The organism is Streptomyces sp. NPDC052107 (genome assembly GCF_040680215.1).
Lineage (GTDB): Bacteria > Actinomycetota > Actinomycetes > Streptomycetales > Streptomycetaceae > Streptomyces.
Genome location: NZ_JBFAWG010000016.1, coordinates 78,907 through 104,765, shown reverse-complemented (window position 1 = coordinate 104,765; position 25,859 = coordinate 78,907). Strand labels below are relative to the sequence as shown.

Genomic DNA, 25,859 nt, shown 5'->3' with positions numbered 1-25,859 from the left:
GGGAGCGAGCCGCTCGCGTGCAGGGTGAGGCGGGCCGAGAACAGCGGCTCGGTCCGGGGCGGGCGCCGGTGGCTGATCACGGCGCGCGACCCTGGCAGGCGTCGGCGGCGCGGCAGCGCACAACTCAGCGCGCGGGTCAGGGCGCGGGCTGGGGACAGCATGGGCGGCTCCGGCGGTTGGCCTGGACTCCAACGGTTGACCTGCGCTTCGGCGACGAATCGGGCTTCGACGACAACCTCGGCTTCAGCCGCTACCCGGGCTTCAGCCGCTACCCGGGCTTCAGCAGTTGCCCGGGCCTTGGCGGTTTGCCTGGTCCTCTGCGATTTGCCGCGGCTTCGCCGACGACCTGGCCGCGGCGACGACCTCGGCTTCGGCAGCTACCCCGGCTCCAGCAGTTGCCCGAGCTCCAGCAGCTACCCGGACTCAGCAGCTACCCGAGCTCCAGCAGTCGGCCGGCGCCCCGACAGGCGTCGAACCCGGTCAGCGGCGCGACAGCTGGCCGCGCCGTGTCAGCCAAAGGGTGCCCGCCGCACCGGCGAGAAGCACCGTGCCGCCGAGTGTGCCGAGGGCGATCGCGTTGTCCTCAGGGCCGGTTTGCGGGAGCTGTCCGCCGGAGGACGAGGAATCGCCGGAGGAGGACGAGGAGGAGCCGCCGGCCGCGGTCACATCCAGTGTGAGGCCCGGTTTGGGGCTGTTGGTCGGCGTGCAGGTCGTCGTCGTGCCGAGCGCCTTGATGATCAGCGTGCTCGGCGTGAAGGTGACCTTGCCGGTCTTCTTCGGCGTGTAGGTGCCGGTCAGGTCGCTGATCTTGATGGAGGTGTTGGCCGGGATCGCGGCCGAGTTGGGCGGACCGCTGACCGGCAGCGTGCCGCTGTCGGCGCCGCCGAGCCTGATGCTCGCGCTCGGGGTCATCGCGCCCTTGCCCAGCTCGACGGGGCTGGAGGAGACGCCCTTCTGCCAAGACATGGTGATCTTGTAGCCGCTGCCGCTCTTGACGCCCTCGATGTCGATGGGCGAGACGGCGCTCTTGACACCGATCGGGGTCTGACAGCGGTAGTTGACGTCGACCACGTCGGCGTGGGCGGCCGGCGCGGACAGCAGCACCGCCGAGCCGGCCAGGGCCGCGGCGGACGCGAGCGCGGCGGTTCGTTTCGGGTACGACACGGTCGGTCCACCCCATTCGTTCCGGATTCATTCGGACGAGCAGTTCCTGACGGTGTATCAGATTTGGCCGTCAAGGTACGCCCGGCGTCGCGAGGAGGGAAGACGCATCACACGCCGGAGTTGTGGCGATCCGGCGTGTGTGACGCGTGGCCGGAGTGGAGGGTGGGCCCGGGGCCTCACGGCCTGCGCAGTACCTCCGGCAGGCCCCAGCGCCGCAGCACCTCGGGCACGGCGACCGTGCCGTCGGGCCGCTGGAGCTGTTCCAGGAGGGCCGGCACCAGACGGCTGGTGGCCAGGCCCGAGGCGTTGAGGGTGTGGACGTACGCCGCTCTGCCGCCCCCGGCCGGCCGGTACCGGATGCCGCCGCGCCGCGCCTGGTAGTCGCGGGCGTTCGACACCGAGCTGACCTCCGCGTACGTTCCGAGGCTGGGCAGCCACACCTCGACGTCGTACGTACTGGCCTGCGCGGCGCTGGTGTCCCCGGCGGCGAGCCGGGTGATCCGGTGGTGCAGGCCGAGGTCGGTCACCAACTGCCCGGCCATGGCCAGCAGTTCCCGCTGGGCCGCGTCCGAGTCGGCGGGCCGGGTGAGCTGGAACAGTTCGACCTTGTTGAACTGGTGCCCGCGCAGGGTGCCCCGTTCGGCGGTGCGGTAGCCACCGGCCTCCTTGCGGTAACAGGGCGTGTAGGCCACGTACTTGAGCGGCAACTCGCGCTCGTCGAGGGTCTCGCCGTGGTGCAGGGCGGCGAGCGCGGTCTCGGCGGTGGGCAGCAGGAACCGCTCGGGACGGCCGTCGGCCCCGCGGTCGGTGACGAAGACGTCGTCCGTGAACTTCGGGAACTGGCCGGCGGCGTAGCCGGCCTGCCAGGTGAGCAGGTGGGGCGGCAGCACGAAGGTGTACCCGGCCCGGCGGTGGCGGTCCAGGAAGTGGTTGAGCAGGGCCCACTCCAGCGCGGCGCCCTCGCCCCGGTAGACCCAGTTGCCGCTGCCGGCGAGCGCGGCGCCGCGCCGGTGGTCGACCAGTGCGAGGTCCTCGGTGAGCCGTACGTGGTCGCGGATCGGGAAACCGAACTCCGGGCGGGCGCCCTCGGTGCGGACGACCTCGTTGTGTTCCTTGCCGCCCGCGGGCACGTCCGGGTCGGGGAGGTTCGGCAGGCCGTCGAGGAACGCGCGGTGTTCGGCGTCCAGCCTGCCGTGCGCGGCGGTCGTCTCGGCGACCCGGTCGGCCAGTTCCACCGCCCTGTCGAGGAGTTCGTCCGCCGGTTCGCCGGCCCGGCGGCGGGCCGCGATGTCCGCCGAGACGCGGCGCCGTTCGCCGCGCAGCCGCTCCAGGGCCGTACGGGCCTCGCGCAGCCGCTCGTCGAGGGCGAGGAAGGTGTCGAGGTCCACGTCCAGGCCGCGTTTGGCGAGGCCTTCGCGGACGCGTCGGGGGTGCTGTCGGATGAGGGTGACGTCAAGCATGGTGCTGCCCAACTGGTCGGCGGGGCGGCACGGTCCGCCCCGGGTCGGTTCCCTCGGGGCGTGGGCGAGAGGGTGCTCGCGGTGCCACCACGCCTTCGCCGTCCTACGACGGCCTCGTCGGGCCCGATGACGGGGGCCGGCCGGCGGGGCATTTCCTCCCCGCACTCGGGAGGGGATTCACCCTGGGGTGCGAGGCCGCCTTCACAGCGACTGGCGGCTCTCTCGGCTCGCTGAGTCCCGGGCTACTCGTCTCCGTCAGCGCGTTGCGCCCAGGATAGGAAGGGACGTACCCACAGCAAAGCGAATTTCCGCGGGCGCCGTGGCGGAGCGCTCACGCCGGTGCGCCCAGCTCCGCCCACACCGTCTTGCCCGGCCGGCCCGCGGCGCGGACGACGCCCCAGTCCAGGCACAGCCGCTGCACGATGAACATGCCGTGGCCGCCGGGGCGGCCGGCGCGGTGCGGGGTGCGGGGGGCCGGCTGGCCGGTGCCGTGGTCGGAGACCTCGATCCGGATCACCTTGTTGTCGCAGGCCAGGAGCAGTTCGTCGGGGCCCTCGGCGTGCAGGCAGGCATTGGTGACCAGTTCGGAGACCACGAGCAGCACGTCCTCGGCCGCCGCCCGCTGGTCGGCGCCCGCGGCGGGCAGCCAGCCCCACGCGTACAGCGCCTGGCGGGTGAAGTCGCGGGCGAGCGGGACGACCCCGCTCTCGCCCCGCAGGCCGATTCTGCGGACCTGCGGCCCGCCGGTGCTCTGAGCGCCGCCGGCAGGCCCGGGCGGCACGGACGGCGCGGCTGCCCCCGTGGGCGCGCCAGGCGTCGGCGCACCCCCCTCGGACGCCCCGGAAGCGCCGCTGGGCTCCGGGCCGCGGTCGCCCGGCGGGTAAGGCCGGGTGGTGCTCATCAGCGCTTCACCTCACCGATTCACCGGTTCACGATTCAATGGCCGGCATCGCTCCGTGCCGGCCGGTCCGTACGTCGTCCGCCCGTCGTCCGCGCGGGGTGTCCTGCTCGCCCGTCCGTCGCACGTACGTCCGTCCAGTCGTTGCGCCGGTCCCGGAGCGGTCGGGGCCGGCGGTCGTCGGGGTGTGCCCCGCCTTCTCCTGCCCTCTCCTGCCCGGCCGATCCGGCACAACACCCCTGTTTTCGGCGTGCCGGGTGCGGGCGCCCGGGGCCGGCGGCACACGGGCGAGGGCGGGGACGGCGGACTCAGTCGGCGCCGTCGGCCAGGGCCGCCTCCACGGAGTCGTGCACGGTGAAGACCGCCTCGGCCCCTGTGATCTCGAACACGCGAGCGACCACCGGCTGCATCCCCGCCAGATGGACCCCGCCGCCTGCGGCCTCGGCCTTCAGCCGGGCGCCGAGCAGGACGTTCAGGCCCGTGGAATCGCAGAACTCCAGGCGGGTGCAGTCCACGACGAGGCGTGAGAAGCCCTTGGCCAGAAGGTCGTCGAGGGGCTCGCGCAGAAGATCGGCGGTGTGGTGATCGAGCTCACCCGCCGGTGTCACGACGGCGCTGGAGCCCTCTTCCCGCACCTCCACCAGAAGCCGGCCCGACTGTGCGCTGCCGACCGTCCCGTGGTCCATGCCGTCTCTCTCCCGAGGTCGTGGACGCTGACTGCTCTCGAACATTACGCCTTCCCTGCACACTCCGGCACCCGAAGAACCTCACAGAACCGGACATACCCGAACAGAACGCACTTGCGATCGGCTCGGTCGAGCAGGTAGGGCTAGTAAGTACACCTACCCCTACACGCCGGCTTCGGAGGCGCCGCACACCGCAGTGCACGCATGGCTTCGGCAGCCATATGCCGAGAACGATGGAGGACACCATGTCACCCCGGCTCGACGCATCGCATACCCCGATCGCGACGTCGACACCCCCACCGGAACCACTGGATCATCCCATCGACCCCCTCGACCCCTTCGAGGGACTCCCGGAGATCCCCCCGTACGACGAGATCGGCCCGGTCGACGCGCGGGCCCTGTCCAAAACCCTCTTCGAGCGCCTCCAGTCGCTGGAGGAAGGGACGCACGAGTACTCGTACGTCCGCAACACGCTCGTCGAGCTCAACCTCGCCCTCGTGAAGTTCGCCGCCGCCCGCTTCCGCTCCCGCAGCGAGCCGATGGAGGACATCATCCAGGTCGGCACCATCGGCCTGATCAAGGCGATCGACCGCTTCGAACTCGCCCGCGGGGTGGAATTCCCCACCTTCGCGATGCCCACCATCATCGGCGAGATCAAGCGTTTCTTCCGCGACACCTCGTGGTCCGTGCGGGTTCCGCGCAGGCTGCAGGAGCTGCGCCTGGACCTGGCCAAGGCCGGGGACGAGCTGGCCCAGCGGCTGGACCGCGCCCCGACCGTCCAGGAGCTGGCCGAGAAGCTCGGCATCTCCAACGACGAGGTCGTCGAGGGCATGGCCGCCTCGAACGCGTACACGGCCTCCTCGCTGGACGCCCAGCCCGAGGAGGACGAGACCGAGGGCGCGCTCGCGGACCGCATCGGGTACGAGGACCACGGACTGGAGGGCATCGAGTACGTCGAGTCCCTCAAGCCGCTGATCGCCGAACTCCCGCAACGGGACCGGAAGATCCTCTCCCTGCGGTTCGTGGCGAACATGACCCAGTCGGAGATCGGCGAGGAACTCGGCATCTCCCAGATGCACGTGTCCCGGCTGCTCTCGCGCACGCTGGTACGGCTGCGCAAGGGTCTGACGATCGAGGAGTGACCTCCGCGTCCGCTGCTGTGACGCCTTCGCAGCGGCCCGGCCACCGGTGCCGGGCCGCTGCGGCGTTGCCGCCGGACCCACCTCTCCGGGTGCCGCGGGTATCCCTGATTCCGCCCGCCATTCCCGGTTCCCGGCCGCTCTTTCGCTCAACTGGCCCTGTGGTCCCAACCGTTATGTGGTTACCCACGGAAACCTCTTTTCCCGGCGGTCCCCCTCGACCACTATGGCCCCCCTAACTGGCTACTGGCCGGTATGTCAGACCGGGGACGCAACGGCGCGGTTCCCCGGGGTGCGAGGAGGCTGGACGCATGGCTGAGGGGGACGGGGCCGGAACGGGCGGAACCGAGGCGGGCGGCACCGGGACGCCCGCGGAGCACGAGGACGCGCCGGACGCCCGGCTGACCGAGCTGCTCCGTTCCCCCACGGCGACGGCGTACCCCGCGCTGCAGGAACTGCGCCGCCGGCACCACCCGGCGGTCCTGGCCTACGCCCGGTTGTGCGCGGCGGGCGAGTCCGCCGCCCGCCGGCTGGCGGCCGAGGTCTTCACCACGGCGGCCCGCGAGACGGCCCGGGGCGTCGACCCGGCCGTCCCGCTGCGCCACCGGCTGCTGCTGCTCACCGCGCGGCTGGCGGCCGGCTGGGCCCGCGACGAGCGCTCCGCCGGCGTCGACCCCGGGCTGCTGCTCGTCCTGAACGCGTCGGGCCTGCCCGAGGGCCCCACCCCGCCCCTGCTCCCGGCGTTCCGCTCGCTGCCCTCCCGCACCCAGGGCCTGATCTGGTACGGCGTGCTGGAGGCGGAGCCGCAGGACCGCACCGCCGCCTTCCTCGGCCTGAGCGGCGTCGACGTGGCCTACGGCACCCCGCAGGCCCTCAAGGCTCTGGCCCAGGCCTGCCTGCGCGACCGTCTCGCCGCCTCCGACGACCCGCGCTGCGCCGACTTCCGCCGGCTGATCGAGGAGGCGGTACGGCCGGACGGCCCGCGCCACAGCCCCGACCTGGACGCCCACATGGTCCGCTGCCCGCACTGCACGGCCGCGTTCGAGGACCTGCGGGCCCTGCGGGACGCGCCCCGGCAGACCCTGGCTGAGGGCCTGCTGCCGTGGAGCGGAACGGCGTACATACGCGCCGAGGAGCCCCCGGCCGCCCCCGGCCCCGCTGCCGTGCGTCCGTCCTGGCCGCCCCGGCGCCGCATCCTGCTGGCCTCGGCGGCCCTGGGCGTGGCCCTGACCCCGCTCCTGGTGTTCGTCCTCACCCCGGCCCACACCGACGACCAGCAGCCGACGGCCGCGACACCCACACCGCCACCGGTGACGGTGACGGCCACGGTCTCCATCACCCCGTCCCCGTCGCCCTCCCCCACGAACTCCCCCTCCCCCCGGTCCCCATCCCCCACGCCGACCCCGTCCCGCCCGGCCACACACCCGCCGCGCACCCAGAAGCCCACTCCCGAGCCGACACCCGCGTTCACACCACCCGGCACCTCCTTCGCCCAGGTGGTGAACCTGGCCACGGACCGCTGCCTGGACATCCGCGACGGCGATCTGTCGCAGGGCAACGACGTCATCACGGCCCCCTGCTCCTCCGCCGACACCCAGCGCTGGAGGTTCGACACCTACCTGGGCGTGCTGCGCTCGGCGGCCGACGACGACTTCTGCCTGGACAGCCGGGGCTCGACCGACCGCGGCGTGGGCATCTGGACGTGTGACTCGGTCTACGGCGGCAACGGCGAGAACCTCCGCTTCACCGTCGACCCCGATGGCACGATCCGCCCGAACATCGCCATCGAGACGGCGGTGACCCCGGACGGCAGATACGGCGTGTCCCTGCGGCCCCTGGACGACAGCGGGGACCAGCGGTGGCGGGCGGGGGCACGGTGAGCCGGACCGCCCTCCACCGGCGATCCCCGCTCAGACCACCCGCTCGCCGCGCCGCCACACCCCGCTGACCAGGGGCACGCCCGGGCGGTAGGCGAGATGGACGTGGCTGGGGGCGTCCAGGAGGGTCAGGTCGGCGTGGGCGCCGGGGGTGAGGCGGCCGATGTCGGTGCGGCGCAGGGCCGCCGCGCCGCCCGCCGTGGCCGACCAGACCGCCTCGTCCGGGGTCATCCGCATGTCGCGCACGGCCAGGGCGATGCAGAAGGGCAGCGAGGAGGTGAAGGACGAGCCCGGGTTGCAGTCCGTGGAGAGCGCGACCGTGACGCCCGCGTCCAGCAGGCGGCGGGCGTCCGGCCACTCGGCGCGGGTGGAGAACTCGGCGCCGGGCAGGAGCGTGGCCACCGTGTTGCCGTTGGCGAGCGCGTCCACGTCCGCGTCCGTCAGGTGGGTGCAGTGGTCGGCGCTGGCCGCGTCCAGCTCGACGGCCAGCTGGACGCCGGGGCCGTAGGAGAGCTGGTTGGCGTGGATGCGGGGGTGGAGGCCCTTCGCCTTGCCGGCCGTGAGGATCGCGCGGGCCTGGTCGCCGTCGAAGGCGCCCTTCTCGCAGAACACGTCGATCCAGCGGGCGTGCGGCGCGCAGGCGTCCAGCATCTCGCCGGTGACCAGGGCGACATAGGCGGCCGGGTCGTCGGCGTAGTCGGGCGGGACGATGTGCGCGCCCAGGTACGTCACCTCGTCGGTGTGCCGCGCCGCCAGGCGCAGCGCGCGGTACTCGTCCTCGACGGTCAGGCCGTAGCCCGACTTGGTCTCGAACGTCGTCGTGCCCTGGCGGAGGGCCTCCGCCAGGTAGTGGGTGAGGTTCCGCTCCAGGTCCGCGTCGCTCGCCGCCCGGGTGGCCGCGACCGTGGTGCGGATGCCGCCCGCCGAGTAGGAGCGGCCGGACATGCGGGCGTTGAACTCCTGCGTGCGGTCTCCGGCGAAGACCAGGTGCGAGTGCGAGTCCACGAAGCCCGGCAGCACCGCCCGGCCGCCCGCGTCGACCCGGTTGTCAGCGGCGGGTGCTTTGCTGGATTCACCGGTCCACGCGACACGGTCGCCGTCGATGACGACGGCCGCGTCCTGGATCAGACCGAGGGGGGAGCCTCCCCCACTCTCGAATTTGCTCGAGCGGGGGGACCCCCCTCCGAGGGAGGGGTCGTTGGTGACCAGCGTGGCGATGTTGGTGATGACGGTGCTGCTGCTCATGGTCTCGTCCTTGTGGGGGGCGACGGGGTTCAGCCGCGGAGGGCTTCGACGGCGGCGGACAGCGCCTGCGGCACGTCGGGTACGAGCGTGTGCGCCCCGTCCCGTACGACGTGCCGGCCGCCCACGACCGTATGCCGTACGTCCGCCGCGCTCGCTGCGAATACGGCCGTCTCGGCGCCCAGCCTGGGCAGCGGGCCCGCTGTCCTGACCGAGTCGAGGGCGATGGTGGTGAAGTCGGCGAGGGCGCCAGCCTCGAGGGCGCCGGCCTCGTCCCAGCCGAGGGCGGCGTGGCCGTCGGCGGCGGCGGCCCGCAGCAGGGAGTTCGCCGTCCAGTGCCCCCGAGTGCGGGTGCGCAGCCGCTCGTTCAGCTCCATCGCGCGCGCCTCTTCGAGCAGGTCGATGACGGCGTGGCTGTCGGAGCCGAGGGAGAGCGGGGAGCCGGCCCGCTGCAGGGCGACGGCCGGACCGACGCCGTCGGCCAGGTCGCGCTCGGTCGTCGGGCACATGCAGGTGCCGGTGCCCGAGCCGCCGAGCAGGGCGATGTCCTCGTCGGTGAGATGGGTGTTGTGCACACCGGTGGTGCGCTGCCCGAGGACGCCGTGGTCGGCGAGCAGCCGGGTGGGCGTGCAGCCGTGCGCGGCGAGGCAGGCGTCGTTCTCGGCGGTCTGCTCCGACAAGTGCACATGCAGCGGCGCCCGCCGTTCCTCGGCCCACCCCGCCACAGTCGCCAACTGCCCGGCCGGCACGGCCCGTACGGAGTGAATCGCCGCCCCGATCCGCGCGTGATCGCGCTCCTTGAGAACTGCACAGCGTTCGGCCCAGGCCTCCGCGCTGCCGTCGGAGAACCGCAGCTGGTGGGTGTTGGGCGACTCGCCGAAGCCGGAGGACAGGTAACAGCTGTCGAGGAGGGTGATCCGGATGCCGGCCTCGGCGGCGGCGTCGATCAGCGCCTCGCCCATGGCGTTGGGGTCGGCGTACGGGGTACCGCCGGGCGCGTGGTGCACGTAGTGGAACTCGCCGACACAGGTGACACCGGCCAGGGCCATCTCGGCGTACACCGCTCGCGCCAGGGCGTGGTAGGTCTCCGGGGTCAGGTGGTCGGCGACGGAGTACATCACCTCGCGCCAGGTCCAGAAGGTGCCGGAGCCGACCTGGACGGTGCCCCGCAGCGCCCGGTGGAAGGCGTGGCTGTGGGCGTTGGCGAGCCCCGGCAGCGTGAGGCCGCGCAGCACCTCGGCTCCGGGCGGCGGGGTGGGCGCCTCGGTGCGCACGGCACCGATCCGCCCACCCTCGGTCTCGACGACGACCCCCGGCTCGACGTTCGTGCCGAGCCAGGCGTGCTCCAACCAGTAGGTCCGCTTGGTCACCTGCAGGCCAGCCCTTCCAGTACGTCGGCGAGCGCGCGCACCCCGGCCACGCAGTCGTCCTCGGCGGCGAACTCGGCCGGGGAGTGCGAGACACCGGTGGGGTTGCGCACGAACAGCATGGCGGTCGGAATGCTGCCGGAGAGGATTCCGGCGTCGTGTCCGGCCCCGGTCCCGAGGACGGGCACCTTCAGGCCGGTGTCCTGGCCCAGGAGGCGGCCGAGCTCGTCGCGCAGGGCGTGGTCGAACTCGACGACCGGGGTGAAGGACTCCCGGACGACGTCCAGGTCGATGCCGTGGGCGTCGGCATACTCCCGTGCCGTCTTCTCGATCCCGCCGACCACGGTGTCCAGGGTGTCCTGGTCGGCGGCGCGGGAGTCGAGCCAGCCGCGCACGAGGGAGGGGATCGCGTTGACCCCGTTGGGCTCCACGGCGATCTTGCCGAAGGTGGCGACGGCACCGGCGAGTTCGGCCTCGCGGCGGGCGGCGAGCACGGTCTCGGCGTAGGACAGCATCGGGTCGCGGCGGTCGACCAGCCGGGTGGTGCCGGCGTGGTTGGCCTCGCCCCGGAAGTCGAACCTCCAGCGGCCGTGCGGCCAGATGGCGCTGGCGATGCCCACCCGGTCGCCGGACAGGTCCAGGGCCCGTCCCTGCTCGACGTGCAGCTCGACGAAGGCGCCGATCCGGGCCAGCCGCTCCGGGTCGGCCCCGATGCCCTCGGGGTCGTATCCGGCGGCCTCCATGGCCTGCGGGAGGCCGACCCCGTCGGCGTCGGTGAGCCGGTGGGCCTGCTCGACGGTCAGCTGCCCGGCGGTGAGCCGCGACCCGACACAGGCGAGCCCGAACCGGGCCCCTTCCTCGTCCCCGAAGTTGACGACGGCCAGGGGCTTCGCGAACCGCACTCCCCTCCCGCGCAGCTCGTCCAGGGCGGCGAAGGAGGACACGACCCCGAGGGGCCCGTCGAAGGCACCCCCGTCCGGCACGGAGTCCAGATGCGACCCGGTGACCACGGCGTCCCCGGCCGCCGGATCCCCGAGCCAGGCCCACTGGTTCCCGTTCCGGTCCACCTCGTACGTCAGCCCACGGCCTTCGGCCTGCTCCTTGAACCAGGCCCGGCACTCGCCGTCGGCACCGTTCCAGGCGTAACGCCGGTATCCACCGGAGTCGCGGTTTCGGCCGATGGGAAGCAGCTCGCGCCACATCTCGTGGAAGGAACGCGCGCCGGGCACAGGCTGTGGGCAGTCGTTCCGCAGGGCGACGGGGGTACCCCCGCTCGAACGAAGTTGAGAGTGGGGGAGGGCGGGCACAGCCGGACCCGCACCCGGCGACGAGAGCTCAGCCGCCACCGGAGCGTTTCCGCTGTGCCCGCCTGCATCCTGGGTCACGCGCCGTCACCCTCACGCATCGGCACCCGCACCCCGCGCTCGGCCGCAACCGACTCCGCGATGTCGTACCCCGCGTCCACGTGCCGGATGACACCCATGCCCGGGTCGTTCGTCAGCACCCGGCGAATCTTCTCGCCACCCAGCTTCGTACCGTCGGCCACGGTCACCTGACCCGCGTGAATGGACCGCCCCATGCCCACACCACCACCGTGGTGAATGGAAACCCACGACGCACCCGAGGCCACGTTCACCATCGCGTTCAGCAGCGGCCAGTCGGCGATCGCGTCGGAGCCGTCGAGCATGGCCTCGGTCTCGCGGTACGGCGAGGCCACCGACCCGCAGTCCAGGTGGTCGCGGCCGATCGCCAGCGGAGCGGCGAGCTCGCCGGAGGCCACCATGTCGTTGAAGCGCTCGCCGGCCTTGTCGCGCTCGCCGTAGCCGAGCCAGCAGATGCGCGCGGGCAGGCCCTGGAAGTGGACGCGCTCGCGGGCCATCTTGATCCAGCGGGCCAGGGACTCGTTCTCCGGGAACAGCTCCAGGATCGCCTTGTCGGTCTTGGCGATGTCGGCGGGGTCGCCGGACAGGGCCGCCCAGCGGAACGGGCCCTTGCCCTCGCAGAACAGCGGGCGGATGTAGGCGGGGACGAAACCGGGGAAGGCGAACGCCCGGTCATAACCGGCGAGTTGGGCCTCGCCGCGGATGGAGTTGCCGTAGTCGAAGACCTCGGCGCCGGCGTCCATGAAGCCGACCATGGCCTCGACGTGCTTCGCCATGGACTCGCGGGCGCGCGTGGTGAAGCCGGCCGGGTCCTTCGCGGCGGCGTCGGCCATGTCCTCGAAGGCCACGCCCACCGGCAGGTAGGACAGCGGGTCGTGGGCGGAGGTCTGGTCGGTGACGATGTCGATGGGGGCGTTCATCGCGAGCAGTTGCGGGACCAGTTCGGCCGCGTTGCCGAGGACGCCGATGGACAGCGGCTTGCCCTGGTCGCGGGCCTCGACGGCCAGCTGGAGCGCGTGGTCGAGGGAGTCGGCCTTGACGTCCAGGTAGCGGTGCTCGATGCGGCGCTCGATGGCGCGCGGGTCGCAGTCGACACAGATCGCGACTCCGTCGTTCATGGTCACGGCGAGCGGCTGGGCGCCGCCCATGCCACCGAGGCCGGCGGTCAGGGTGATGGTCCCGGCGAGGGTGCCGTTGAACTTCTTGGCGGCGACGGCGGCGAAGGTCTCGTAGGTGCCCTGGAGGATGCCCTGGGTGCCGATGTAGATCCAGGAACCGGCGGTCATCTGGCCGTACATGGTCAGGCCGAGTGCCTCCAGACGGCGGAACTCCTCCCAGTTGGCCCAGTCGCCGACCAGGTTGGAGTTGGCGATCAGGACGCGCGGGGCCCACTCGTGGGTCTGCATCACGCCGACCGGGCGGCCGGACTGGACCAGCATGGTCTCGTCCTGCTTGAGGGTCTTCAGCGTGCGGACCATCGCGTCGAAGGAGCGCCAGTCACGGGCGGCCTTGCCGGTGCCGCCGTAGACGACGAGCTTGTCGGGGTGCTCCGCGACCTCCGGGTCGAGATTGTTCTGCAGCATGCGCAGCGCGGCTTCCTGCTGCCATCCCAGGGCGCTCAGTTCCGTGCCGCGCAGTGCTCGTACGGGGCGGGGTCCCGACATCGTCTGCCTCCTCCTGTTGCTCTGTCTATTCACATCCTGTCCTTCTGAATAGAACTAGTCAATACACCGGGGCGTCCCCGTCCGCGCGTCGTGGGTGTTTGGCTGGATGTACGCGAGAGGGACCACGAGGGGACCCGAGGGGAGAGGCCGTGGAGCGGGACATCCGGAACGGCGGTGCGCAGGCCGGGGCGACCGAGGCGCGGGAGCGCGCCGCGCGGCGGGACGAGGCGGTGCGGGCCGCCGTGGAGCAGGGGCTGCTGGGGCCGGACGCGGCCGTGGTGGGACTGCTGGACGTGACCGGGATCCGGGAGTCCGCGGCGGCCCTGCGGGCGGCGTTCGACGCGGTCGTGCCGCCCGGGACGCCGGTGCTGCACGCGTTCGCGGTGAAGGCGACCCCGCTGGTGCCCGTGCTGCGGCTGCTGCACGAGGCGGGCATCGGAGCGGAGGTGGCGAGCCCGGGAGAGCTGGCGCTGGTGCGGGCGGCCGGGGTGCCGACGGCCCGGACCGTGCTGGACTCGCCCGCCAAGACCCCGGCGGAGCTGCGCGAGGCGCTGGCCCTGGGCATCGCGGTGAACGCCGACAACCCGCAGGAGCTGGACCGGCTGGACGCCCTGGTCCGGTCCGCGCCGACCGGGTCCCCGCTCGGCCTCCGGGTGAACCCGCAGGTCGGCGGTGGCACGATCGGGGCCACCTCGACGGCGACGGAGACCTCCAAGTTCGGGGTGGCGCTGCGCGACGAGGGGGCGCGCGAGTGGGTCGTTCGGGCGTATCTGGACCGGCCGTGGCTGACCCGGCTGCACGCGCACACCGGCTCGCAGGGCATCCCGCTGGCCCTGCTGGCGCGGGGAGTGGCGGAGACGTACGCGCTCGCGGAGGAGATCAACGAGCGGGCGGGGCGGCGGCAGATCGACACGCTCGACATCGGCGGCGGACTGCCGGTGAACTTCGCGGCCGAGGCGACGGCACCCTCGTACGCGCGGTACGCCCGGCTGCTGGCCGAGGAGGTGCCGGGGCTGTTCGACGGGCGGTACGGGCTGGTGACCGAGTTCGGGCGGTCCCTGCTGGCCAAGCAGGGGACGGTGGTGGCCCGGGTGGAGTACGCCAAGAGCGCGGGCGGGCGGCGGATCGCGGTGACGCACGCCGGCGTGCAGGTGGCGACGCGGACGGTGTACGCGCCGGGGACGTGGCCGCTGCGGATCGCCGCGTACGACGCCAAGGGGCGGCCGAAGCCGGGGCCGGAGGTGGTGCAGGACGTGGCCGGGCCGGCCTGCTTCTCCGGCGACCTGCTGGCAGAGGGGCGGGCGCTGCCCCTGCTGGAGCAGGGCGACTACGCGGCGGCGCTGGACACGGGCGCGTACTACTTCGCCCACCACTACGCCTACAACTCCCTTGTCCGGCCGGGCATCTACGGCTTCGCACCGGACGGCTCGTCAGGCGTCGCCTTCGCGACCGTACGGGAGCCGCAGACCATCGCCGAGGTGGTGGCGGAGTCCGGCGGGGCGCACGCGGACGCGCTCACCACCCTCCGAGCCCCGGGAAGCCATTGACGCACCCCGGGCACCCCTCGAACAAATGGATCAACTCGCTTTGTTCAGAGGCTAGTTGACCCACACTAGTACGCCGGAAGCATGTTCCACTGGAAAATGCCAAAGGCTCCACCTTCCTCGCGCACGGTGCGTAGTGTCGCTGTCACTCAGCCGGAGAACCAGGCGGGAGGGGAGCCACCGGTGCCCGGAATCGACGAGTGCCTGCTGGAAGCGATGCGATTGCCCGGTGCCCGGGGAGCGGCACTGGTGGACTGGACGAGCGGACTGGCCCTCGGCACGGTCGGGGAGGCGCCCGGCGGCGATCACGAGACGACCGCCGCGGAGGCCGCCGAGCTGGCCCGGATGGCCGCCGAGCACGGCGCCTTCGCGACCCAGGCCGACGACGGGCACCCGACCGTCGAGGACGTGATCGTCAGCAACCACGACAGCTACCACCTGCTGCGATTCGTGGACACGTCCTTCGACAGCAGCGTCTTCCTGCACCTGTGGCTCGGCCGCGAGGAGGGCAACCTCGCGCTCGCCCGGATCCGGCTCGGCGAGATGGCGGCCCGGCTGGTGCTGGGATGACCGTGGCCCAGATACCTCCGCCGCCCCTGCCGGTGCGGGACAAGTCGGCCGGCCGGGCGCTGTCGCCGATGCTGACGCGGCTGGCCGAGGAGCAGGCCACCGGCGTCCTGGTCCGCGAGCACGGCACCCTGTACCTCGCCGAGGGCCGGGTGGTGCACGCCGAGAGCCCGTTCGCCCCCGGACTCGACGTGCTCCTCACGGCCCACGGCACCCTCGCGGCGACCGCCTGGCAGCAGGCCGCCGCCGAGACCTCCGGCCCGCTGCACGCCGCCGAACTCCTCCTGGACTCCGGGCTGTTGCCCGCGGGCGCGCTGGAGCTGTGCCATCTCGACGCGCTCTACGACGCCGGGTACTTCGCGCTCGCCCCGAGCAGCGCCCCGGGCCGCTTCCGCTACGACCGCGCGCCCCGCCTCGGCCCGCTGCCCTCGGTCCCGGTCGTCGCCCTGGAACGCGAGACGCTGCGCCGCCGCCTGCTGCTGCACCGGCTGTGGCCCGACCCGGCCGCCGACAGCGCCCCGCTGATCCGCGCGGCCCCGGCCGGCCGGGCCGCCACCGCGCCGGTCACGCCCCGGCAGCGGGCGGTCCTGGACCGCGTGGACGGCGTCCGCACGGCCACCGGGATCGCCCGGAACCTGGGCCGGCAGGCCTTCCACACGCTGGTCGACGTACGCCGGCTCGCGGCGGCCGGCCATGTCGCACCCCGGCCGGTGGCGCCCGCACCGCCGCCCCTACCCCCGGTCACCGACCCCGACATCGCGCTGCTGAAGAGGCTCAGGGATGCGCTGGAGGCACTTTGAACGGCACCGCACCGCCGAGAGGAGAGAGCTGATGGTGTCCGAGGAGGACCTCAAGGCCGTCCTGGCCGAACTGCACCAGCTGCGCAACCGGGTACCGCAGCTCACCGGCGCCCTGGCGGCCGGCGTCGACGGTCTCGTCGTCGCCCACGACACTCCCGGAGTCGACCCGGAGGGCCTCGCGGCCCTCACCGCCGCCGCGCTCGGCGTCGCCGTGCGGGTCGCCGACGCCACCGCCAACGGCGGCTTCCGGGAACTGCTGGTGCGCGGCGAGCGCGGCTATGTCGCCACCTACGCGGCCGGCCGCACGGCCGTACTGACCCTGCTCGCCCAGGACCGGGTCAACGTCGGCCGGCTGCACCTGGAGGGCCGCCGCTCCGGGGCCCGCATCGGGGAGCTGCTCGACGCCGCCGACGCCGCCGCCCGGGAGGCCCGGCGGGCCGGGCGGCCGCTGGGCGCCGTCAGCCCCACACCCCCGACCCGTACCCGCACGACCCGCACGCCCCGCGCGGCAAGCGCCGACGCGCGCACCGCAACCGACAGTTGAACCGTTCGAGAGGATCCACCATGGCCAACACCGAGACCGCGCTGAAGGAAGCCCTCACCTCCATCGAGGGCGCCACCGGCGTCGCGCTCGTCGACTACACCAGCGGCATGGCGCTGGGCACGATGGGCGGCAGCAAGAGCTTCGACCTGAACGTGGCCGCCGCGGGCAACACCGATGTGGTCCGCGCCAAGATGCGCGCGATGGAGATGCTGGGCCTCAAGGGCGGGATCGAGGACATCCTGATCACGCTGTCCGACCAGTACCACCTGATCCGTCTGCTCAAGAGCCGGGGCGGCAACGGCCTGTTCCTCTACCTGGTCCTCGACGCCTCCCGGGCCAATCTGGCGATGGCCCGGCACCAGCTGAGGAAGATCGAGCAGGAGCTGGAGGTCTGAGACCCGTCGAGGTCTAGACCAGCGCCGCGGTACGGCGGCGGGCTCCGCCCGGGGCCGCGTCGCCGGCCGCTATGCCCGTACCGCGCAGGCCCTTCACGGCCTTGCCGGCCGGGCATCCGCCGCGCCGGCCGAGCCAGTCGACGCGCACCCACAGCAGCGTCTGCTCGGCGCGTTCGCGGCGCCCGATCCAGGCGGCCTTCAGCCGCAGCCCGGTGCCGAGCCCGGCCAGCAGCATGCCGCCGGCCACGGGCACCGCGAAGGAGGAGCCGAGCGCGACGGCGAAGGCCAGCAGCAGCCACCAGCGGTGGCCCCGGCGCCAGTTGCGCACGGTCACCGCGCGGTCCTGCAGCACGTCGTACTTGCCCGCGCGGGCCACGCCGCGGGCGAGGGCGCCGTACCGGCCCCGTCGCACCAGTGCCACGACCGCCGCGCCGACGAGGAACAGCGCCGCCCCGGCGAGCACCCCGATCCGGCGCCCGGTCAGTCCGGGCGGCAGCACCCCGATCCCGGCGGCGCACACCCCGAACCACCACAGCGGTGCGGCCCCCGCCCGTACGACGACGGCCACCCGGGCCAGCCCCTGTCCTCCGCGCGCCACGTCAGCCTCCCGTGTCACGTGTCCACAAGGCACCTTGAGTGTCGTGAAGACGCTAGTGGCCGAACGTGAGACGAATCTGAGAGCGGACGGACCTCATTCGACGAAGAGCCCGCGGGCCGCCGCCTTCGCGTCGAACTCCTCCAGCCGGGCCTGTGCCTGGGGCAGGTCGTCGCAGACCGCCTCCAGCAGCACCCGTCCGAGCAGCATCGGCGCGCACGCGGTGTCGAAGGCGAGCCCGGTGCCGACGGCGGCGGGCAGCAGCAGGTCGGAGTACCTGGCGACCGGCGCGAACGCGGAGTCGGCGACCGTGACGGTCGTCAGGCCGACGTCCTTGGCGTAGGCGAGGGTGTCGACGACCTCGCGCGGATGCCGGGGCAGGGCGAAGCACAGCAGCGCGGAGGCGCCCGCGCGGACGGCCGCGTCGATCCGGTCCTGGATCATGGTGCCGCCCTCGTTGAGCAGCCGGACGTCCGGGTGGACCTTGGCGGCGAAGTAGGCGAAGCCGTACGCCTGGGAGGCGGCGGCGCGCAGGCCGAGCACCGGCAGCGGGCGGGAGGCGGCCAGGATCCGGCCGGCCTTCTGCACCGGGCGCGGGTCGGCGAGCAGTTCGGCGAGGTGCCTCAGGTTCTCGATCTCGGCCTCGACGGCCTGCTGGTACTCGTTGAAGGCGCCGGCCTCGGCGGCCGGTTCGGCGGGTACGACCTCGCGCAGGTGCTTGCGCAGCGCCGGATAGCCGTCGAAGCCGAGCGCCACGGCGAACCGGGTCACCGACGGCTGGCTGACCCCGGCCAGTTCGGCCAGCTCCACGCTGGACAGGAAGGGCACGTCGGCGGCCCGCCGGACCATGCTGTGCGCGATCCGGCGCTGGGTCGGCGTGAGCCGGTGCCCCTCGAAGAGCGCCTGCAGCCGGTTGGCGGGGCTGTCCGTCAGTCCCGCCGCCTCGGTGATCCTGTCCACGCTCATGACGCGCTCCCCCTCCAGATGTCCGTGAACCGGTCGAGCAGTGCGGCCGCCTCCGTCACGTCGTCCGTGAGCGGCCGGTCGGCCGGGTCGGGATCGAGGACCGACTCGGCGAGCGCGAACGCCCGGCCGGCCGGCAGCCCCGGGTCGGGCCGCAGATCGCGCTGGCGCAGCGCGCGGACGGCGGCGACGAGCTCGCAGCCGACCACCAGGCGATACGCACCGCACGCGCGCAGGGTCTGCCGCGCGGCGAGCGAGGCGAAGCTCGCCTGTTCCTCGACGCCCCGGGAGAGTACAGCGTGGCCGAGCGAGGCGGGCGCGGAGAAGGCCCGCAGATCGCCGAGGGCCGCTCCGGCCGCGTACTCCAGGATCATCACGCCGGAGGAGGCCGGCTCGTGGTCGGCGAGGAAGGGGCGCAGCCGGGTGTAGGCGGGCTCGTTGAGGGTGGACAGGCGGGATGTGGACAGCCGGGCCACCTGAGTGAGCGCGAGCCTGAAGTGGTCCAGGGCGAGGGCCAGTTGGGCCTGGTAGAAGCCGCCGTGGTGGTAGGCGGCCAGGTCCTCGGGGGCGATGAGCGGGTTCTCGGCGGCCGCGTTGATCTCCACGGCCAGCACCTGCTCCAGGTCGTCGGCGGCGTCGTGTGCCGGGCCGTGGATCTGGGGCAGGCAGCGGAAGCCGTAGGGGTCCTGGATCCGGCCGAGCGGCGGGGTCGGCCGGTCGGCGGCGCCGATCAGCTCCCGCATCCGCCGGGCCACCTCGGTGCTGCCCCGGTGCGGCCGGGCGGCGTGCACGGGGGCGGCGTACGCCTCGTGGGAGCCGTCGACGGCGAGCAGGGACAGGGCCGCGACGACCTGGGTGGCGCCGATGAGCCCGCGCAGTTCGTGCAGGGCGAGCGCGGACTGGCCGAGAGTGAGGGCGTTGCTGCTGATCAGGGCGAGGGCGTCGTTGTTGTCGAGGGGCTGCGGCTCGGGCGCGCCCGAGCCACGCCACGGGTGTTCCCCGGCCAGCGCGAGCCCGACCTGGGCCAGGGCCGCGATGTCGCCGGTGCCGACGGAGCCGAACTCGTTGACGACCGGATACGCGCCGGTCTCCAGGGCCTCGCACAGGGCGGTGACCACGCCGGGCCTCAGGCCCGCGCCGCCGGCCAGCAGCTGGTTGGCGCGGACGGCGAGCATGGCGCGCACCTGGCGGGCGGGGAGTTCCTCGCCGATGGCGCCGGCGTGGCTGCGCAGCAGGCGCAGACCGTGGCCGGCGGCCGCCTCGGTGGGCACGTCCTCGTTCCGGTTGGCGCCCACGCCGGTGGAGCGGCCGTAGACGCGCCCGGTGGCGGCGATCTGCCGGGCGGCGTTCCAGGAGCGTTCCACACGCCGCATCGCGTCGGCTTCCGGGACGGGACGCACGGCGCCGTCGGCGAGCCGCACGACGTCCTCGACGTCGAGTCCGGACCCGTCCAGGACCACGGCCGCGGACCGCGCGGACGGCGGCGACACCGGTGCGTCCACGATGCGAGACGACATCACGCCCAAACTCCCCTCAATTCGGACACCTTTTCTTGCTTTTCGGTCATCGGTTACAGCGGATTAACGCCGAACCGTTGACAAGCTATTCACACACCAAGAACTCTGCATGACGTTATACAGCCGGGCAAGGGACATCTCATGATCCAGTTCGACGCGGTCCACAAGCGCTTCCCCAACGGCACGACAGCAGTCCACGACCTCAACCTCGAGATGCCGGAAGGCGGTATCACCGTCCTGGTCGGATCCTCCGGTTGCGGCAAGACCACCACCCTGCGGATGATCAACCGGATGGTCGAGCCGACCTCCGGCACCATCCGCGTCGGCGGCCAGGACGTCACCCGGCAGGACGCGGCCGAGCTGCGCCGCTCCATCGGCTACGTCATCCAGCAGGCCGGCCTCTTCCCGCACCGCACGGTGCTCGACAACATCGCCACCGTCCCGCTGCTGCTCGGCTGGAACCGCAGGAAGGCCCGGACCCGCGCCGCCGAACTGCTGGAGACCGTCGGCCTGGCCCCCGAGGCCGGCAAGCGCTACCCGCACCAGCTCTCCGGCGGCCAGCAGCAGCGCGTCGGTGTGGCGCGCGCCCTGGCCGCCGACCCGCCGGTGCTGCTCATGGACGAGCCGTTCGGCGCCGTCGACCCGGTCGTCCGCACCCAGCTGCAGGACGAACTGCTCCGGCTTCAGGCGGAGTTGAACAAGACCATCGTCTTCGTCACGCACGACATCGACGAGGCGGTACGGCTCGGCGACCGGATCGCCGTGTTCCGCACCGGCGGCCACCTGGTCCAGTGCGCCCCGCCCGCGGAACTCCTGGCCCGTCCGGCCGACGACTTCGTGGCCGGTTTCCTCGGCGCCGAGCGCGGCCTGAAGCTGCTGTCCCTGAAGACCCTCGCCGACGTCCCCCAGGGCCCGGCACCGGAGGGCGGCGCCTGGACCCTGGTCCTCGACGCCAAGAACAAGCCCCTGCACTGGGCCTCGAAGGACGCCGAGCTCCCGGTACGCCCGCTGAAGGACTCCGACTCCCTGCTGTCGGCCCTCAACGAGTCGGTCGCCTCCCCCACCGGCCTGATCGCGCGTGTCGACGCCGAGGGCGTCCTCACCGGTGTCTCCTCCCGCGACGACATCCACGAGCACGCCGGGCGCGCCCACGCCGAAGTGAGGGTGGCCGCATGACGATCGACTGGTCCTGGATATCGGCCCACACCGACGACCTCACCACCCTCACGCTCTCCCACCTCCAGGCCGCGCTGACGGCCGTCGCCCTCGGCCTGCTGATCTCGCTCCCGCTGGCCGTGGTCGCCCACCGGATCCCCCGGCTGCGCGGCTTCCTGCTCGGCGCGTCCAACGTCCTCTTCACGATCCCGTCGATCGCGATCTTCGTCCTGCTGCTGCCGGTCAGCGGCCTGACCCGCACCACCACCGTGACCGGCCTGACGGTCTACACCCTGGTCGTCCTGCTGCGGAACACCGTCGAGGGCCTGGACTCGGTCCCCGTGAAGGTGAAGGAGGCGGCGAAGGCGATGGGCACGCGGCCCCTGCGCACGCTCCTCACCGTCGAGTTCCCGCTCGCGCTCCCCGTGATCATGGCGGGCGTCCGGATCGCCACCGTCATGTCGATCTCGCTGGTCTCCGTCGCGACCTACATCGGCGACGGCGGCCTCGGCCAGCTCTTCACCGACGGCTTCCAGCGCAACTTCCCGACCCCGGTGATCGCCGGAGTGGTCCTCACCCTGCTCCTCGCGGTCGTCGCGGACGCGGCCCTGGTCGCCGTCCAGTACGCCCTCACCCCCTGGGCCAGGAGGCGAGCCTGATGTACGAACTGCTCAAGAACCTCGGGACGTGGCTGGTCAGCGGCTCCCAGTGGACCGGCCCGGACGGCATCGCGCACCGCCTCGCCGAACACCTCCAGTACTCCCTGCTGGCCACGCTCATCGCCGCCGCCATCGGCCTGCCGCTCGGCCTGCTCATCGGCCACACCGGCAAGGGCGCGTTCCTCGCGATCAACCTCGCCTCCTTCGGCCGCGCCCTGCCGACCGTCGGCCTGGTCGTCCTGGTCTTCCTGGCCGGCGGCCTGTCGATGCTGCCGGTGTACGTCGCGCTGGTCGCCCTCGCCGTCCCGGCGATCGTCACCAACACCTACGCCGGGATGACGGCCGTCGACCCGGACGTGAAGGACGCCGCCCGTGGCCAGGGCATGCGCGGCCACCAGGTCCTCTTCCAGGTCGAGCTGCCGCTCGCGCTGCCGCTGATCATGACGGGCCTGCGCCTGGCCCTGATCCAGGTCGTCGCCACGGCGACCATCGCCGCGTACGTCTCCTTCGGCGGCCTGGGCCGCTACGTCTTCGACGGCCTCGCCCAGCGCGACCTGGTCCAGGTGCTCGGTGGCGCGGTGCTGGTCGCCGTCGTCGCCGTCGTCCTGGACGTGGCCCTGGCCTCGCTCCAGCGCTTCCTCTTCCGTCACCGCACCGCGTAGGGAAAAACGACCAATGAACCGACGTACTGTCCTCGGCGGCCTGTTCGCGGTCGCCTCCGTCCCCGCCCTCTCCGCCTGCGCGGGCGGCATCACCTCCCTCAACGGCCAGGGCTCCTCCGCCGGTGGCGGTGGCTCCAGCAAGGGCGGAGTCACCATCGGCACGGCCAACTTCACCGAGAACCAGGTCCTCGGCTACCTCTACGCGGCAGCCCTCCAGGGCGCCGGCGTGAAGACGACCGTCCGCCCCAACCTCGGCACCCGCGAGATCGTCATCCCCGCCCTCAGGGGCGGCGACATCGACCTGCTGCCCGAGTACCAGGGCGCCCTCCTCAACTACGTGGCCCCGAAGGTCACGGCCACCGAGTCCGGCGAGATGCAGAACGCCCTCACCCAGGCCCTCCCGGCCGGCCTCCAGGTGCTGCCGTACGGTATGGCGGAGGACTCCGACGCCTTCGTCGTCACCCGCGAGACGGCGAAGAAGTACGGCCTGGCATCCCTCGCCGATCTGAGGAAGCAGAACGGCAAGCTGGTCATCGGCGCCGCCCCCGAGGTGAAGAAGCGCCAGGTCGGCGCGGTCGGCCTGAAGGACGTGTACGGCGTGGAGTTCAAGGAGTTCAAGTCGCTCGACTCCGACGGGCCGCTGGTCAAGGGCGCGTTGAAGAAGGGGGACGTGGACGTGGCGAACCTGTTCACCACCGACACCGACATCAAGGCCAACGACTGGGTGGTGCTCACCGACCCCCAGCACCTCATCCCCAGCCAGCACATCGTCCCCCTCATCGCCGACCGCAAGGCCGACGACACCGTCCGCAAGGCCCTCGCCCGGCTCGGCAACCTGCTGACCACGGCCCAGCTCACCGAGCTCAACCGGCAGGTGGACAAGGACAAGAAGGACCCCGAGGACGTGGCGAACGCCTACGCCAAGCAGCACGGGCTGGTGAAGTAGATGAGCGGCCTGGTGGAAATGCGCTCCATCGACGTCGTCCCGGACGAGGAGCGCCATGGCTCCGCCTTCAGCCAGTTCACGCTCTGGCTGGGCGCCAACCTGCAGATCACGGCGGTCGTCACCGGAGCCCTCGCGGTCGTCTTCGGCGGGGACGTCGTCTGGTCGCTGACCGGCCTGCTGCTGGGCAATCTGCTCGGCGGCGCGGTGATGGCCCTGCACTCGGCGCAGGGCCCCAAGCTCGGTCTGCCACAGATGATCCAGTCGCGGGCTCAGTTCGGGGTGCGCGGGGCGGTCGTACCACTGCTGCTGGTGATCGTGATGTACGTCGGCTTCTTCGCGTCCGGCAGTGTGCTCGCCGGGCAGGCGGTGGGCGAGCTGACGCACACCAACGACACCACCGGGATCGTCGTGTTCGCGGCGGTCACGGCGGTCATGGCGGCCGTCGGCTACCGGGTCATCCACGCCCTCGGCCGGGTGGCCAGCGCGATCTGCGCCCTGGCCTTCGTCTACCTCGGCATCCGGCTCCTCGACCGCGCCGATCTGACCGCCCTTGTGCACGACGCCCACTTCTCGCTGCCGATGTTCCTGCTGGCGATGTCCCTGTCGGCGTCCTGGCAGCTGGCGTTCGGGCCGTACGTGGCGGACTACTCGCGCTACCTGCCGCGCACGACGTCCACGAGGGCGACCTTCTGGTGGACCCTGTCCGGCTCGGCGCTGGGCAGCCAGTGGTCGATGACCTTCGGCGTGCTGGTCGCGGCGACGGCGGGCGCGAAGTTCCTGGACAGCCAGGTCGGTTACGTCGTCGCGCTCGGCGGCACCGGACTCGTCGCCTCCTTCTTCTACTTCGTCATCGCGCTCGGCAAGCTCACCATCAACGTGCTCAACACCTACGGCGGTTTCATGTCGATGGTGACGAGCGTGAGCGGCTTCCGCGGGCAGCGACAGCTGTCGCGGGCCGGGCGGGCCGCGTACATCGCGCTCGTCATGGTGGCCGGCACGGCGGTCGCCCTGCTCGGCAAGGACAGCTTCCTGTCCTCCTTCAAGGACTTCCTGTTGTTCCTGCTGACCTTCTTCACCCCCTGGTCGGCGATCAACCTGGTCGACTACTACCTGATCTCCAAGGAGCGCTACGACATCCCGGCCCTGTCCGACCCGCACGGCCGCTACGGCGCCTGGCGCTGGGACGCCCTCGCCGTGTACGCGCTGGGCCTGCTCGCCCAGCTGCCGTTCCTCGCCACGGGCTTCTACACCGGCCCGCTGGTGGAGCCGCTGGGCGGCGCGGACATCTCCTGGATCGTGGGCCTGGCCGTACCGGCGCTGCTGTACTGGCTGGTGGGCCGGCGGAACGCGGCGTACCCGCCCGAGGACGGCAAGAGGGGGGTTGTCCCCCGTGCGGAGGGCGTGAGCGCTCTCTAACGTATCCCTCATGACCGGAACGGACGGGCGGGACACCGACCTGAGAAAAGAACTCGACGCCACCCTCCAGACCCGCAGGGAACTGGGTGAGGAGTACGAGTCGGTGCTGGTCGACTCCTTCCTGGAGAAGGTCGACCAGCGCATCGACGGGGCGGTCGAGCGCCGGCTGCGCCGGACACTGGCCGAGCAGCGGATACAGGTGGCACGCGGCAACCGCCCAGGGGACGGCGCGGACTCCTGGGCCGAGCGGTTCGGCCTCGCCGTCGTCTCGCTGGTGCTGGCGATCCCGCTGTCGGCGATCGGCGCCTACAACGCCGGCCTGTCCGGCCTGCTGATCTCCTGGGGCGGCGTCGTCGGCGTCAACCTCGTCCAGGCCGCCCGCACCAATCCGGGCCTGTTGGGCCGCCGCCGTCCCTCCGACGACGACTGACCCCCCTCGCGCCTGCCGGGTCGGCAGGCCTGGACGGGCGCCGGTTCACGCCCGCCGGGTCGGCAGGACCATGATCTGGCGGAGGTTGACGTGCCGGGGCCGGCTGGAGGCGTGGGCGACGACGTCCGCGACCTCGGCCGCCGTGAGCCCGCCGATCGCCCCGAACATCTCGTCCAGCTGCCCGGACGGCTCCGCGCTGCTCACGTGGGCCGCCAGCTCGGTCTCCCTCAGCCCCGGCTCGATGTTCGTCACCCGCACGTCACGCGGCCCGAACTCGGAGCGCAGGTTCTGCGAGAGATGGGTGCCGGCGGCCTTGGTCGCCCCGTACACCGCGTAGTTGGGGAAGGTGAGGTGGGCGCCGATGGAGGAGACGTCGACGAGGTCGGCGGTGCGGCCCTCGGCGGCGGCGCCCACCAGGTCGGCGGAGAAGGCGCGGATGATCCGCAGCACTCCGGTGACGTTGGTGTCGAGCATCCGCTGCCACTCGTCGAGCCGGCCCTCGTCGATCGGGTTCGGCAGCATGACGCCGGCGTTGTCGACGACGAGGTCGACGGCGCCGAAGGTCTCGTGGACCAGGTCACGGGCGGCCTCCACCGACGCGTCGTCGGTGACGTCGGCGACCACCGCGAGCGCCTCGCCGCCGTCGGCCCGGATCTTCTCCACCACGCTCTGCTGGGGAGCTGGGAATCCAGCACCGCTCGCCGAGTCCCTGGAAAAAGATTTGCGCGGGGACCGCCGCACCCCCGTTGCCGGGGGGCGGGACGACGGCGGTCCCCGCGAGGGACGC

General features: G+C 72.6%; 25 protein-coding genes. 13 read left to right on the top strand and 12 right to left on the bottom strand.

The window, feature by feature from the left end; genetic code table 11:
• Nucleotides 1–480 precede the first annotated feature (480 nt).
• The 4 genes from AB0M27_RS19995 to AB0M27_RS19980 all read right to left on the bottom strand — a co-directional run bounded on the left by AB0M27_RS19995 (nucleotide 481) and on the right by AB0M27_RS19980 (nucleotide 4,208).
• Entirely contained in the window at nucleotides 481–1,164 is a 684-nt protein-coding gene (locus AB0M27_RS19995; protein WP_365723180.1) for an LPXTG cell wall anchor domain-containing protein, read from the bottom strand.
• Nucleotides 1,165–1,340: 176 nt separating this feature from the next.
• Nucleotides 1,341–2,624 (bottom strand): serine--tRNA ligase, encoded by a 1,284-nt coding sequence (gene serS / locus AB0M27_RS19990; protein WP_365723179.1) that lies wholly within the window; start codon nucleotides 2,622–2,624, stop codon nucleotides 1,341–1,343.
• Between the two features lie 331 nt (nucleotides 2,625–2,955).
• On the bottom strand, nucleotides 2,956–3,525 hold the full coding sequence (locus AB0M27_RS19985) for an ATP-binding protein (protein WP_365723178.1): 570 nt from the start codon (nucleotides 3,523–3,525) through the stop codon (nucleotides 2,956–2,958).
• Between the two features lie 305 nt (nucleotides 3,526–3,830).
• Nucleotides 3,831–4,208, bottom strand: coding sequence for an STAS domain-containing protein (locus AB0M27_RS19980; RefSeq protein WP_225822271.1), 378 nt, complete (start codon nucleotides 4,206–4,208; stop codon nucleotides 3,831–3,833).
• 245 nt (nucleotides 4,209–4,453) lie between these two features.
• Between AB0M27_RS19980 and AB0M27_RS19975 the strand changes: the two genes are divergently transcribed.
• Nucleotides 4,454–5,350 carry an RNA polymerase sigma factor SigF gene (locus tag AB0M27_RS19975; RefSeq protein ID WP_365723177.1) on the top strand — a complete coding sequence of 299 codons (897 nt, stop codon included), beginning with the start codon at nucleotides 4,454–4,456 and terminating at the stop codon, nucleotides 5,348–5,350.
• Nucleotides 5,351–5,658: 308 nt separating this feature from the next.
• A complete protein-coding gene (locus AB0M27_RS19970; protein ID WP_365723176.1) occupies nucleotides 5,659–7,227 on the top strand; it encodes an RICIN domain-containing protein in 1,569 nt (522 codons plus the stop codon).
• 30 nt (nucleotides 7,228–7,257) lie between these two features.
• Here the strand turns inward: AB0M27_RS19970 and hutI are convergent, their stop codons facing one another.
• The 4 genes from hutI to hutU all read right to left on the bottom strand — a co-directional run bounded on the left by hutI (nucleotide 7,258) and on the right by hutU (nucleotide 12,879).
• Nucleotides 7,258–8,469, bottom strand: coding sequence for an imidazolonepropionase (gene hutI / locus AB0M27_RS19965; RefSeq protein ID WP_365723175.1), 1,212 nt, complete (start codon nucleotides 8,467–8,469; stop codon nucleotides 7,258–7,260).
• 29 nt (nucleotides 8,470–8,498) lie between these two features.
• Nucleotides 8,499–9,836: a formimidoylglutamate deiminase gene (locus tag AB0M27_RS19960; RefSeq protein WP_365723174.1), complete on the bottom strand. Its 1,338-nt coding sequence runs from the start codon at nucleotides 9,834–9,836 to the stop codon at nucleotides 8,499–8,501.
• Nucleotides 9,833–11,035, bottom strand: coding sequence for an allantoate amidohydrolase (locus AB0M27_RS19955; protein WP_365723233.1), 1,203 nt, complete (start codon nucleotides 11,033–11,035; stop codon nucleotides 9,833–9,835). Before AB0M27_RS19955 ends, AB0M27_RS19960 begins: the two co-directional genes overlap by 4 nt.
• Before the next feature lie 179 nt (nucleotides 11,036–11,214).
• Nucleotides 11,215–12,879 (bottom strand): urocanate hydratase, encoded by a 1,665-nt coding sequence (hutU, locus tag AB0M27_RS19950; protein ID WP_365723173.1) that lies wholly within the window; start codon nucleotides 12,877–12,879, stop codon nucleotides 11,215–11,217.
• Between the two features lie 161 nt (nucleotides 12,880–13,040).
• Between hutU and AB0M27_RS19945 the strand changes: the two genes are divergently transcribed.
• The 5 genes from AB0M27_RS19945 to AB0M27_RS19925 all read left to right on the top strand — a co-directional run bounded on the left by AB0M27_RS19945 (nucleotide 13,041) and on the right by AB0M27_RS19925 (nucleotide 16,729).
• Nucleotides 13,041–14,426, top strand: coding sequence for a diaminopimelate decarboxylase (locus tag AB0M27_RS19945; RefSeq protein ID WP_365723232.1), 1,386 nt, complete (start codon nucleotides 13,041–13,043; stop codon nucleotides 14,424–14,426).
• 180 nt (nucleotides 14,427–14,606) lie between these two features.
• A complete protein-coding gene (locus AB0M27_RS19940; RefSeq protein ID WP_365723172.1) occupies nucleotides 14,607–14,993 on the top strand; it encodes a hypothetical protein in 387 nt (128 codons plus the stop codon).
• Nucleotides 14,990–15,790 (top strand): transcriptional regulator, encoded by an 801-nt coding sequence (locus AB0M27_RS19935; protein ID WP_365723171.1) that lies wholly within the window; start codon nucleotides 14,990–14,992, stop codon nucleotides 15,788–15,790. The genes AB0M27_RS19940 and AB0M27_RS19935 overlap by 4 nt, the downstream gene beginning before the upstream one ends.
• A gap of 31 nt (nucleotides 15,791–15,821) precedes the next feature.
• The gene (locus AB0M27_RS19930) at nucleotides 15,822–16,334 is read left to right on the top strand and encodes a roadblock/LC7 domain-containing protein (RefSeq protein WP_365723170.1); all 513 of its coding nucleotides are present in this window, start codon (nucleotides 15,822–15,824) and stop codon (nucleotides 16,332–16,334) included.
• Nucleotides 16,335–16,354: 20 nt separating this feature from the next.
• Nucleotides 16,355–16,729, top strand: coding sequence for a hypothetical protein (locus AB0M27_RS19925; protein WP_365723169.1), 375 nt, complete (start codon nucleotides 16,355–16,357; stop codon nucleotides 16,727–16,729).
• Nucleotides 16,730–16,742: 13 nt separating this feature from the next.
• On the opposite strand, the gene AB0M27_RS19920 is transcribed toward AB0M27_RS19925, so the two are convergent.
• The 3 genes from AB0M27_RS19920 to AB0M27_RS19910 all read right to left on the bottom strand — a co-directional run bounded on the left by AB0M27_RS19920 (nucleotide 16,743) and on the right by AB0M27_RS19910 (nucleotide 19,804).
• Nucleotides 16,743–17,327 (bottom strand): hypothetical protein, encoded by a 585-nt coding sequence (locus AB0M27_RS19920; RefSeq protein ID WP_365723231.1) that lies wholly within the window; start codon nucleotides 17,325–17,327, stop codon nucleotides 16,743–16,745.
• Between the two features lie 93 nt (nucleotides 17,328–17,420).
• On the bottom strand, nucleotides 17,421–18,290 hold the full coding sequence (locus AB0M27_RS19915; protein ID WP_365723168.1) for a MurR/RpiR family transcriptional regulator: 870 nt from the start codon (nucleotides 18,288–18,290) through the stop codon (nucleotides 17,421–17,423).
• Complete coding sequence (locus AB0M27_RS19910; RefSeq protein ID WP_365723167.1) at nucleotides 18,287–19,804, bottom strand: aromatic amino acid ammonia-lyase; 1,518 nt, start codon at nucleotides 19,802–19,804, stop codon at nucleotides 18,287–18,289. Before AB0M27_RS19910 ends, AB0M27_RS19915 begins: the two co-directional genes overlap by 4 nt.
• Before the next feature lie 141 nt (nucleotides 19,805–19,945).
• On the opposite strand from AB0M27_RS19910, the gene AB0M27_RS19905 reads away from it, so the two are divergent.
• Genes AB0M27_RS19905 through AB0M27_RS19880 form a run of 6 tightly spaced genes read left to right on the top strand, consistent with a single transcriptional unit; the run spans nucleotide 19,946 to nucleotide 25,072 of the window.
• Nucleotides 19,946–20,980: an ATP-binding cassette domain-containing protein gene (locus AB0M27_RS19905; RefSeq protein ID WP_365723166.1), complete on the top strand. Its 1,035-nt coding sequence runs from the start codon at nucleotides 19,946–19,948 to the stop codon at nucleotides 20,978–20,980.
• Complete coding sequence (locus tag AB0M27_RS19900) at nucleotides 20,977–21,618, top strand: ABC transporter permease (RefSeq protein WP_351807415.1); 642 nt, start codon at nucleotides 20,977–20,979, stop codon at nucleotides 21,616–21,618. Before AB0M27_RS19905 ends, AB0M27_RS19900 begins: the two co-directional genes overlap by 4 nt.
• Complete coding sequence (locus AB0M27_RS19895; RefSeq protein ID WP_365723165.1) at nucleotides 21,618–22,280, top strand: ABC transporter permease; 663 nt, start codon at nucleotides 21,618–21,620, stop codon at nucleotides 22,278–22,280. Before AB0M27_RS19900 ends, AB0M27_RS19895 begins: the two co-directional genes overlap by 1 nt.
• A 13-nt stretch (nucleotides 22,281–22,293) precedes the next feature.
• A complete protein-coding gene (locus AB0M27_RS19890; protein ID WP_365723164.1) occupies nucleotides 22,294–23,226 on the top strand; it encodes an ABC transporter substrate-binding protein in 933 nt (310 codons plus the stop codon).
• Nucleotides 23,227–24,642, top strand: coding sequence for a cytosine permease (locus AB0M27_RS19885; protein WP_365723163.1), 1,416 nt, complete (start codon nucleotides 23,227–23,229; stop codon nucleotides 24,640–24,642). It abuts the gene before it with no gap.
• 10 nt (nucleotides 24,643–24,652) lie between these two features.
• On the top strand, nucleotides 24,653–25,072 hold the full coding sequence (locus AB0M27_RS19880) for a hypothetical protein (protein ID WP_365723162.1): 420 nt from the start codon (nucleotides 24,653–24,655) through the stop codon (nucleotides 25,070–25,072).
• A gap of 45 nt (nucleotides 25,073–25,117) precedes the next feature.
• Here AB0M27_RS19880 and AB0M27_RS19875 read toward each other — a convergent pair whose 3' ends face one another.
• Entirely contained in the window at nucleotides 25,118–25,738 is a 621-nt protein-coding gene (locus AB0M27_RS19875) for an SDR family oxidoreductase (protein WP_365723161.1), read from the bottom strand.
• Nucleotides 25,739–25,859: the final 121 nt, after the last annotated feature.

What these genes read in the sequence shown, in the direction of transcription:
- serS (WP_365723179.1), bottom strand. Translation starts at nt 2,624, where the DNA reads ATGCTTGACGTCACCCTCATCCGACAGCACCCCCGACGCGTCCGCGAA.
- AB0M27_RS19985 (WP_365723178.1), bottom strand. Translation starts at nt 3,525, where the DNA reads ATGAGCACCACCCGGCCTTACCCGCCGGGCGACCGCGGCCCGGAGCCC.
- AB0M27_RS19980 (WP_225822271.1), bottom strand. Translation starts at nt 4,208, where the DNA reads ATGGACCACGGGACGGTCGGCAGCGCACAGTCGGGCCGGCTTCTGGTG.
- AB0M27_RS19975 (WP_365723177.1), top strand. Translation starts at nt 4,454, where the DNA reads ATGTCACCCCGGCTCGACGCATCGCATACCCCGATCGCGACGTCGACA.
- AB0M27_RS19970 (WP_365723176.1), top strand. Translation starts at nt 5,659, where the DNA reads ATGGCTGAGGGGGACGGGGCCGGAACGGGCGGAACCGAGGCGGGCGGC.
- hutI (WP_365723175.1), bottom strand. Translation starts at nt 8,469, where the DNA reads ATGAGCAGCAGCACCGTCATCACCAACATCGCCACGCTGGTCACCAAC.
- AB0M27_RS19955 (WP_365723233.1), bottom strand. Translation starts at nt 11,035, where the DNA reads ATGTGGCGCGAGCTGCTTCCCATCGGCCGAAACCGCGACTCCGGTGGA.
- hutU (WP_365723173.1), bottom strand. Translation starts at nt 12,879, where the DNA reads ATGTCGGGACCCCGCCCCGTACGAGCACTGCGCGGCACGGAACTGAGC.
- AB0M27_RS19935 (WP_365723171.1), top strand. Translation starts at nt 14,990, where the DNA reads ATGACCGTGGCCCAGATACCTCCGCCGCCCCTGCCGGTGCGGGACAAG.
- AB0M27_RS19930 (WP_365723170.1), top strand. Translation starts at nt 15,822, where the DNA reads ATGGTGTCCGAGGAGGACCTCAAGGCCGTCCTGGCCGAACTGCACCAG.
- AB0M27_RS19925 (WP_365723169.1), top strand. Translation starts at nt 16,355, where the DNA reads ATGGCCAACACCGAGACCGCGCTGAAGGAAGCCCTCACCTCCATCGAG.
- AB0M27_RS19915 (WP_365723168.1), bottom strand. Translation starts at nt 18,290, where the DNA reads ATGAGCGTGGACAGGATCACCGAGGCGGCGGGACTGACGGACAGCCCC.
- AB0M27_RS19910 (WP_365723167.1), bottom strand. Translation starts at nt 19,804, where the DNA reads ATGTCGTCTCGCATCGTGGACGCACCGGTGTCGCCGCCGTCCGCGCGG.
- AB0M27_RS19905 (WP_365723166.1), top strand. Translation starts at nt 19,946, where the DNA reads ATGATCCAGTTCGACGCGGTCCACAAGCGCTTCCCCAACGGCACGACA.
- AB0M27_RS19900 (WP_351807415.1), top strand. Translation starts at nt 20,977, where the DNA reads ATGACGATCGACTGGTCCTGGATATCGGCCCACACCGACGACCTCACC.
- AB0M27_RS19895 (WP_365723165.1), top strand. Translation starts at nt 21,618, where the DNA reads ATGTACGAACTGCTCAAGAACCTCGGGACGTGGCTGGTCAGCGGCTCC.
- AB0M27_RS19890 (WP_365723164.1), top strand. Translation starts at nt 22,294, where the DNA reads ATGAACCGACGTACTGTCCTCGGCGGCCTGTTCGCGGTCGCCTCCGTC.
- AB0M27_RS19885 (WP_365723163.1), top strand. Translation starts at nt 23,227, where the DNA reads ATGAGCGGCCTGGTGGAAATGCGCTCCATCGACGTCGTCCCGGACGAG.
- AB0M27_RS19880 (WP_365723162.1), top strand. Translation starts at nt 24,653, where the DNA reads ATGACCGGAACGGACGGGCGGGACACCGACCTGAGAAAAGAACTCGAC.